This window comes from Flavobacterium sp. (assembly GCF_044357305.1).
Taxonomy (GTDB): domain Bacteria; phylum Bacteroidota; class Bacteroidia; order Flavobacteriales; family Flavobacteriaceae; genus Flavobacterium.
In genome coordinates this window covers 162,097-170,631 of sequence record NZ_JBIKPS010000005.1, presented here as the reverse complement: position 1 = coordinate 170,631, position 8,535 = coordinate 162,097, and the positions used below count along the sequence as shown (strand labels likewise).

4 protein-coding genes are annotated in these 8,535 nt (G+C 33.2%); 1 reads left to right on the top strand and 3 read right to left on the bottom strand.

Annotated elements, in window-relative coordinates:
* Positions 1 to 785 precede the first annotated feature (785 nt).
* Complete coding sequence (locus tag ACIQ2J_RS05795; protein ID WP_396167454.1) at positions 786 to 2,567, bottom strand: ABC transporter ATP-binding protein; 1,782 nt, start codon at positions 2,565 to 2,567, stop codon at positions 786 to 788.
* Positions 2,568 to 2,793: 226 nt separating this feature from the next.
* Here ACIQ2J_RS05795 and ACIQ2J_RS05790 point away from each other — a divergent pair, with 226 nt between their 5' ends.
* Positions 2,794 to 5,190 carry a TonB-dependent receptor domain-containing protein gene (locus tag ACIQ2J_RS05790; RefSeq protein ID WP_396167453.1) on the top strand — a complete coding sequence of 799 codons (2,397 nt, stop codon included), beginning with the start codon at positions 2,794 to 2,796 and terminating at the stop codon, positions 5,188 to 5,190.
* Between the two features lie 53 nt (positions 5,191 to 5,243).
* Here the strand turns inward: ACIQ2J_RS05790 and ACIQ2J_RS05785 are convergent, their stop codons facing one another.
* Both ACIQ2J_RS05785 and ACIQ2J_RS05780 read right to left on the bottom strand, forming a co-directional pair.
* Positions 5,244 to 7,997, bottom strand: a complete 2,754-nt coding sequence (locus ACIQ2J_RS05785) for a hypothetical protein (RefSeq protein WP_396167452.1) — start codon at positions 7,995 to 7,997, stop codon at positions 5,244 to 5,246.
* Positions 7,997 to 8,479 (bottom strand): T9SS type A sorting domain-containing protein, encoded by a 483-nt coding sequence (locus ACIQ2J_RS05780; protein WP_396167451.1) that lies wholly within the window; start codon positions 8,477 to 8,479, stop codon positions 7,997 to 7,999. Before ACIQ2J_RS05780 ends, ACIQ2J_RS05785 begins: the two co-directional genes overlap by 1 nt.
* Positions 8,480 to 8,535: the final 56 nt, after the last annotated feature.

Genomic DNA, 8,535 nt, shown 5'->3' with positions numbered 1-8,535 from the left:
GAAGTGTCGTTGTTTCCAAAAACTCATAACTTATAATTTATTTCTCTTTAGATTGCTTCGTGCCTCTCTATGATAGACTTCAGTGAGGTTTTTTGCCACAGATTAACACAGATTAAACGGATTAAAAAGTAGCTCCGAATTGCACTAATTATAAAAGAGATTAAAAGATAATAGATGGAGAGATGAAAGTCTTAAAAACTAATGAAGTGTCGTTGTTTCCAAAAACTCATAACTTATAATTTATAATTATTTTTTGCTCTTGCGAACTTTGCGAAAAACTTTGTGAACCTTGCGGTTAAGAAAAACAGACGGAGAGAGGAAAGAAAAAAATGTTTTGAAATTCTTAAAGTCGAATGAAGTCTCGTTGTTTCCAAAAACTCATAACTTATAATTTATTTCTCTTTAGATTGCTTCGTGCCTCTCTATGATAGACTTCAGTGAGGTTTTTTGCCACAGATTAACACAGATTAAACGGATTAAAAAGTAGCTCCGAATTGCACTAATTATAAAAGAGATTAAAAGATAATAGATGGAGAGATGAAAGTCTTAAAAACTAATGAAGTGTCGTTGTTTCCAAAAACTCATAACTTATAATTTATAATTATTTTTTGCTCTTGCGAACTTTGCGAAAAACTTTGTGAACCTTGCGGTTTAGAAAACAGACGAAGAGTTGAAAGGCTAAAATGTGTTGAAAGTCAATAGTCTTGAAATCAAATAAAGTGTCGTTGTTTACAAAAACTAACTATTTGGTTTGTTAGGACTAGTAAATATTTAGAAACCAATTACTACTCACTAAACTGTAAGTTGCTTAAATTTTTATAAATACCATTTTCAATTTCCAATAGTTCTTTGTGGGTTCCTTTTTCGGCAATTCTTCCGTCGTTCAAAACCAAGATAGCATCAGCATTTCTAATAGTTGCAAGTCGGTGCGCAATGATAATGCTCGTTCTACCTTCCATTAAATTTTCCAATGCTTCCTGTACTAATTTTTCACTTTCGCTATCTAAAGACGAAGTGGCTTCGTCTAAAATTAAGATACTTGGGTTTTTCAATAACGCTCTAGCAATAGCAATGCGCTGGCGTTGGCCACCCGAAAGTTTGATACCGCGTTCTCCTACCAAAGTGTCGAATTTTTCAGGAAATCCGTTAACAAAATCGAAGGCATTGGCTTGTTTGGCAGCAAGTAGAATTTCTTCTTCGGTGGCATTTGGTTTTCCGTAGGCGATGTTTTCTCTAATGCTTCCACCAAACAAAATCACGTCTTGTGGCACGATACTCATGTTGCCACGAAGGTTTTCTAAATCGTAGTCGTAGATGTTTTTATCATCAATTAAAATTGCACCACCTGCAATATCGTAAAAACGAAGTAGGAGCGAAGAAATAGTTGATTTTCCTGCACCACTAGGTCCTACAATTGCAATCTTCTGACCGAAACTGGCAGTGAAATTTACGTCTTTCAATACCTGAACTTCCGGTCGGGAAGGGTAGAAGAAGGACACATTTTTAAAGGACACATTTCCTTTTATTTTTTCGGTAGATTGATTTTGATTCGAATTTATCTTTTCGGGAGTTTCGTCTAATAATTCAAAAACTCTTTCGGTTGCACCCACTGCTTTCTGAATTTGCGCATACAATTCGGCAATACCTCCAAAAGATGCTCCTACAAAAGTAGAGTAAAGCACGAACGAGATTAATTGCCCTACACTCATTTCGCCACTGATGCTTAAAGTAACGCCATACCAAACCACAGCTACAATAGCACCAAACAAACAGAAGATAATAAACGAAGCAAAGTAACCACGGTATTTTCCTCCTTTGATGGCAATCGTTACAATTTCTTGAATTTTACCTTGGTATCGTGCAATTTCATACCATTCGTTGGCAAAGGCTTTTACATTGCTAATTCCTTGCAGGGTTTCTTCTACAATTACTTGGCTTTCGGCAACTTTATCTTGTACGTTTTTAGAATATTTTCGGATAAATCTTCCAAAAATAACGGCTGCAACGGCTACTACGGGCACGATGGAAAGCATCATCAAAGTCAGTTTAAAACTCTGACTAGCCAACAAGGCCACCCCACCAATAATTAATATAAATTGGCGTAAAAATTCGGCTATAGTAGAGGTTAAAGTATCTTGAATTTGAGTAATATCCGAACTGATGCGGCTGTTTAATTCGCCTACACGTTTTTGAGAAAAGAACGTCATGGGTAATTTTACTAAATTGCTATACAACGCCAAACGGAGGTTTGCTAAAGTATGCTCGGTGAAATTTACAAATAAAGAAAGTCGGAAAAAAGAGAAAAACGATTGCAAAAATAAGATGCAAACCAAACCTAATGCAATTGAATTGGCTTCGGCATTGTCTTTGTTTTTCACACAATCTACCAACATCCCCATCAACTTAGGAAAGGCTAGGGCAGTGGCCCCGGTCATTAATAAAAAAACCAATCCTACATAGAATTTCCACTTGTGATTATCTGCATATTTAAAAATTAATACCGCTTTGCTTAACGAACTTGCATTAATCTTTGCTTTGGGTAAATCGTTTTCTTCAAATCGAGCCATTTTTATTTTTTTTTGCAAAAGTAAAGAATATTGCAGTTTTTTAGCCCTTTACAAATGGTAAAGTTTAAAGAAAATGTATTGCGTACTTTCAAAATAAAACTTAATCCTTCTATATAAAAACCAATAATTACATTGAATCCTATTATCTTTGCAATCTTTTGTAACAAAATCAACTTTCGATAGTCTATTAGGATTCAAAAGCCCAATATAAATTAAAACCCCAAACATGAAATTCAGATTATTTCTAACACTACTATTAGGTAGTATTGCAACAATTAATGCACAAACTACAGGAACCATTTCGGGTAAAGTAGTAGACAATACTTCCAAAAAAGCGGTTCCTTATGCTAATATAAACATTAAAAAAGACAATAAAATTATTACAGGAGGAATGACTTCGGATAATGGAAGTTTTATCATTAAAGATATTCCTTTGGATTCATATACAGTTATAGTTCAATTTATTGGATATAAAAATTATACTCAAAAAATCACGTTAACTGCAGAAGATAAAACGATCAATTTAAATTCTATTTTTCTAGAAGAGGCTGCTAATCAATTAGAGGACGTAGAAATTGTAAAAGAGAAATCCACATTTGAACAAAAAATAGATAGAAAAGTAATTAATGTAGGAAAGGATTTAATTTCTGCTGGAGCCACTGCTGGCGAAATCATGAACAATATTCCTTCGGTTTCGGTAGATCCGCAAACGAATGCTATTAGTTTGAGAGGGAATGAAAATGTACGAGTGCTTATTGACGGAAAGCCATCTAATATTGATGTGGCGCAACTTTTAAAGCAAATTCCATCTTCTTCCATAAAGCAAATTGAATTGATTACCAATCCTTCTGCCAAGTACAATCCGGAAGGGATGAGTGGTATTATCAACATTATTTTAAATAAAAATGCGAACAAAGGTTTTAATGGAAGCATCAATAATGGCGTGACTTTTGGAAAAACACCCAAAGCGAATTCGTCTTTAGACATGAATTATAGAGTAGGGAAAGTAAATGTGTATGGAAATTATGGGTTTAATCATGGTTTTCAAGCAAATAAAGGTAACATTAATAGTTTTCAACCAGGCGCTGAGAAAATTGTTGACATGAATTTTAGAAATAAAAATACATCGCATTTGTATAAAGTTGGGTTGGATTATTACCTCAATGATTTCAATACCGTTTCGTTTTATACTAGTCAAAATCATTTTTTATCTTCTGGAAATAGCACTACAACCGTTGATTATTTTACCAATTCAATTAGTGATATTGTTCAAAAAAACGATAGTAAAAGCAATAATAATTCGGGGACCTATAATTTAGATTTCAAACATAAATTTAAAAAGGAGGGTGAAAATATTGAATTGGAAGCCAATTATAATAATAATTCATCCAATGAAAACGCCACTTTTGCAACTCAAGTTTTACCTACTTCGTACACCGAATTGAATGCAATTACTAATAAGAGCGATAATACCAAAATCAATTTAGATTATACCAATCCGTTTAAAGATAATTCTAAATTAGAGTTAGGTCTAGAAACTAGAATTGAAAATACGGATAATAGTTTTGATAGAAATATCGCTTATTATTCTGATTTTAGATACGAAAGAAAAATCCACTCTGCTTATACCACCTATGGAAAACAATGGGATAAATGGGGTTTCCAAGTAGGAACTCGTTTTGAAAACTACACTGCCAATGCAAATTTTCATGCTGTAGATTCGCAAGATGAAAATGCTAACGGAAATACTACTGAAATTCTTATTAAAACGTTTAACGACCAAATAAATACACTTTATCCTAGTGGTTATTTATCGTATAAAATATCCGATAAAAATTCGATTAATTTCAATTATTCCAGAAGAGTTGATCGTCCAAGTATTGGGCAAGTAAATCCAATTAGAGAATGGAGTACGCCAACAGTTAAGTCGGTCGGTAATCCTTATTTAAAACCACAATTTACGAATTCCTTTGAGTTAAATTATACTCAAAAAACTAAAATTGGATCTATTTCAACGGTAGTTTTTTATAGAATTATTGACCAAGAAATTACACGTTATGTATCCATCGACCCCAATAATAGTGCTGTAAATATTATGTCGTATGCTAATTTTAAAGATAATAAATCGTTTGGTGCTGAAATTTCTGGAAATCTAGATTTTACCAAATGGTGGAGTGCCAATGTTGGAACCGATGTTTATTTTAAAACCATCAGAGGAACCGTTGCTTCTAGTTTTGTAGAACGAAAAGCGAATATTTTCAATGCTCGAATTAACAATACTTTTAAAGCAAATAAAAATTTACGTTTTCAATTGTTTGGAATGTATCGCGGGGCAGAGCAAGGTCTTCAGTTTCTTAGGAAACCAATGTATCGAATGGATCTTGGTGCGAGCTACAACATCTTGAAAGGACAAGGAACTTTAAGTGCTAGAGCTGGCGATGTTTTTAATACGATGAAATTTAGCTTTGATGGCGATTTACCCTATGCACAACAAGGCTCTTTTAATTGGGAAAGTAGAACTGTCTACTTAGGATTCAACTACCGTTTTGGCGGAGGTAAAAATGCTGCATTACAAAGAAAACAACGAGATAAAAACGAAACCCAAGGTGGTGGAATGATGTAAAAATAAAAAGCCGAAGATTGTATCTTCGGCTTTTTTGTTTTATTACAATTTTACTAGAAATTTCTTACTGCTCTTACCTTGAAATTAGATTGTGATTTGTTAAAATCACTTGCAGTAGATTCATTCACAAATCGTGCTTGTGTAGCATTTTTTTGAGTAGAACTCCAATAATTTCCCGATTCAAAATAGTTTAAATTTCCGATTAGTATTAGTTCCGCTTCCGATGGAAGATACCAATCACTTTTTCCATTTAAGACTAAATCGCTACAGATTTTTGCGGCTGTTCCAGCAGTAGTACAGCCAGTTGTGATAGCATTGGTATTCGCTTGTCCTGATCCTTGAATAGCAGATGTACCAGAAATAGAAGTTCCTTCGCATCCCCAAGGTGCAATACCCTGATCGGTTGTTGCTGCTATTAAACCACTAGTGTTATTACTATTTAACCAAACAATCATTCCACCATCAAAATTCTCTCCAACAACATGCGGAGAACTTCCTGTGGTAAAGCTAACTTGATTTCCGTACATTTTTTCAATACAGTTTGTGCCATCAATACCTACGACCCAAACTCTAACATAATAGGTTGTATTGGCTTTCAGATTAATCATAGTGGTAGAGGTTTGTAAAACATTATTTCCAACTGAATAATCTGGAGTTTCAAAAGTTGGATTTGGACTTGTTCCATAAGCAAAACCAGAATAAACATAATCTATAGTATTTCCTATAACTAATCCATTAAAAACAGCAGTTCCCGCAGTGATATTTGTAGCTGGATTTGTTGTAATTGTAGTTATTTTAGGTAATGTTGAAAAAGTAAGTTGATTTCCATAAACGATTGTCCCATCACACAATTTTGCATAACCTCTAAAATAGTAAGAAGTTTGTGGTAAAAGAATATAATCGCAATGGTATGTTAAGTCATTACCGTCAAAAGAAGCTAATATATCGGAAATAGTTGGGTTAGGATTTGTGCTAACACATATTCCTTTATTTATAACACAAGAGTTATTTAAATTATTATTGATAGTAATATTTGAAAATGTTGTAGAACAGGCTTTAATGATTGAAACAGGATTGGTAATAACTGTAACTGTATTAGGTAGTATTGTAAAGTTTATTTCGTCACCATAAATAGTGCTAACACAATTTGTTGCATAAGCTTTAGCATAATACGTCCCTGCTGTTAGACACGATAAAGTAGCAGATAATTGATTATCACTCACTCCAACATTAGAACTTCCATTATCAATTGTTGGATTTGTTGTTGTACTATAGACAAATCCTTTACTACTTATTTCTGCTTGGGTAGTTGCAGCTGCTGTTCCACTTAATATTGCCGAACAATTAGTTATTCCTGTTGCAGCAGAAGTTGTTACAACCAAAGTATTATTTGCAGTTGTAAAACTTATTTCATTGCCATAAATAGTTTCTGAACACGTTGTTGCAAATGTTCTAGCGTAGTAAGTTGTATTGGGAATTAAACTTGATATTTCAGTATTTAATGTGGTATAAGTATCTGATATTGTTGGATGCGCTGCTGTACTATAACAAATACCTTGATTTTGTATAGCAGAAGGGCTGCTACAAGTAATAGTGCCATTTAATATAACAGAACAAGTTTTAATAGATGTTGCAGCTTGAGTTGTAACTGTTGTTGAAATATTTTGCGTTGTAAAACTAAATTGATTACCATAAAAAGTTCCAACGCCATTGGTTACAAAAGCTCTATAATAATAGGTGCTATTTGAATTAAGATTTGTTAATGTTGCAGTGAATGGAACATTTCCATCCCCACTTGCAATAGCATTGGCAATTGTCGGATTGGAACTAGTTCCATAGCATACACCAAGACTTAAAATTCCTGCTCCACCATCTGTATTAATTGTTCCACCAGAAGTTGCTTGACAATCTGCAATGTTAGTTGCTGCGGTTGTTGAAACACTAGCAATACCACTTAATGTTGTAAATGTAAATTCGTCACCATAAGAGGTACCTGCAATTGTTGTAGAAAATGCTCTTACATGATAAGTTGTATTAGGCAATAAATTTATTGGAGATTCCGTGAAAGTTCCTAAACCACCACCAGATGTGATAATAGAATTCGAAACGGTTGGACTAGGATTAGTTGAATAGCAAAAACCTCGGCTTAAAACTAATTCTGTTCCAGCATTTGTAACTGTTCCAGTAAATGTTGCTTGTAAAGCTAGTACATCAATAACAGTATCCGTTGTTACTGTTGATGGTGTACTTTGATACCATTGAGGAATATTATTTGGAGTAACTTTTAATGTTTGTCCTGGTTGGCCAATAGGAATTATTACCCAATTAGTCCCATCCCAATATTGCATATCACCAATATTTGTTCCTTGAAGAGTGCTGCTAGTTGAACCATTTGCAGAATAAAATGCATAAGGCACACTCAATAACTCACTTGAAGCAACAATAGTATAATTACTTCCACCAGTTATATCGGTTTCTGTTTTGATAAAATAATTTCCAGTACTCCAATTTATTGACGCGAAAGTACCTGAAACTACTGACCCAGTTCCTATTTGTAAACTCACTAAACCATTAGCATTTGTTGTTGTGTTGTGTGTTTCCGAATAAACGCTTGGACCAGAATCAGATCCTTGTAAAATATTAATTTTCACTCCAATTGGAGAAGAGAGAATTAGTTCGCTATTACTATTTCTAATAACTGCTTGGTAACTCATTTTTTGAGGAACTTGTGCATAAATAGACTGTAAAGAAAAGAAAAAAGCTATTAATAAAGCAGTTTTAACTTTAAATGTAAATTTTGAATTCATTAATTAGTTTTTAAAATTTTGAATGTTTTTAATTCTTTAGTACCGTCTGTAACCTTTAAAAAATATATTGAAGATGGGAGATTTCCAATTTCTATTTTTGTTTCCTTGATTATAGTTTTTCCATCAAAGAAAAGCTTTCCATTTAAATCGACTAATTGAAAGTTTAACGATTCAAAATCATAATTTTCTACTTTTAAAGTTATAAAATCTGAAGTTGGATTAGGTAAAATACTCAAGAGTAAATTTATTCCCTGAGCTGCATTTGTACTTAAAACTGTAGAAATTTCATAAGGTTGTTGAACCCCTTGTGAAACCGAACCGTTTGACGCAAAATTAGTAACGTATACTTGCTCTCCAACAGAATAGCTGATGGCTCCATTAGTTTCTACTTTATTTCCTCCTGAAGCAGTTATAGAATTTTGTGCTATTAGTAGATTGGAGGTAAAAATCACAGAAAAAAACAGTATTTTTTTGATTTTCATGAAAATATAATTTTTTTGTAAAAGTATTACATTTATTGTTATTTGTTTGAGCTTTT

Coding starts and splice junctions, on each gene's coding strand:
- ACIQ2J_RS05795 (WP_396167454.1), bottom strand. CDS start 2,567: ATGGCTCGATTTGAAGAAAACGATTTACCCAAAGCAAAGATTAATGCA.
- ACIQ2J_RS05790 (WP_396167453.1), top strand. CDS start 2,794: ATGAAATTCAGATTATTTCTAACACTACTATTAGGTAGTATTGCAACA.
- ACIQ2J_RS05785 (WP_396167452.1), bottom strand. CDS start 7,997: ATGAATTCAAAATTTACATTTAAAGTTAAAACTGCTTTATTAATAGCT.
- ACIQ2J_RS05780 (WP_396167451.1), bottom strand. CDS start 8,479: ATGAAAATCAAAAAAATACTGTTTTTTTCTGTGATTTTTACCTCCAAT.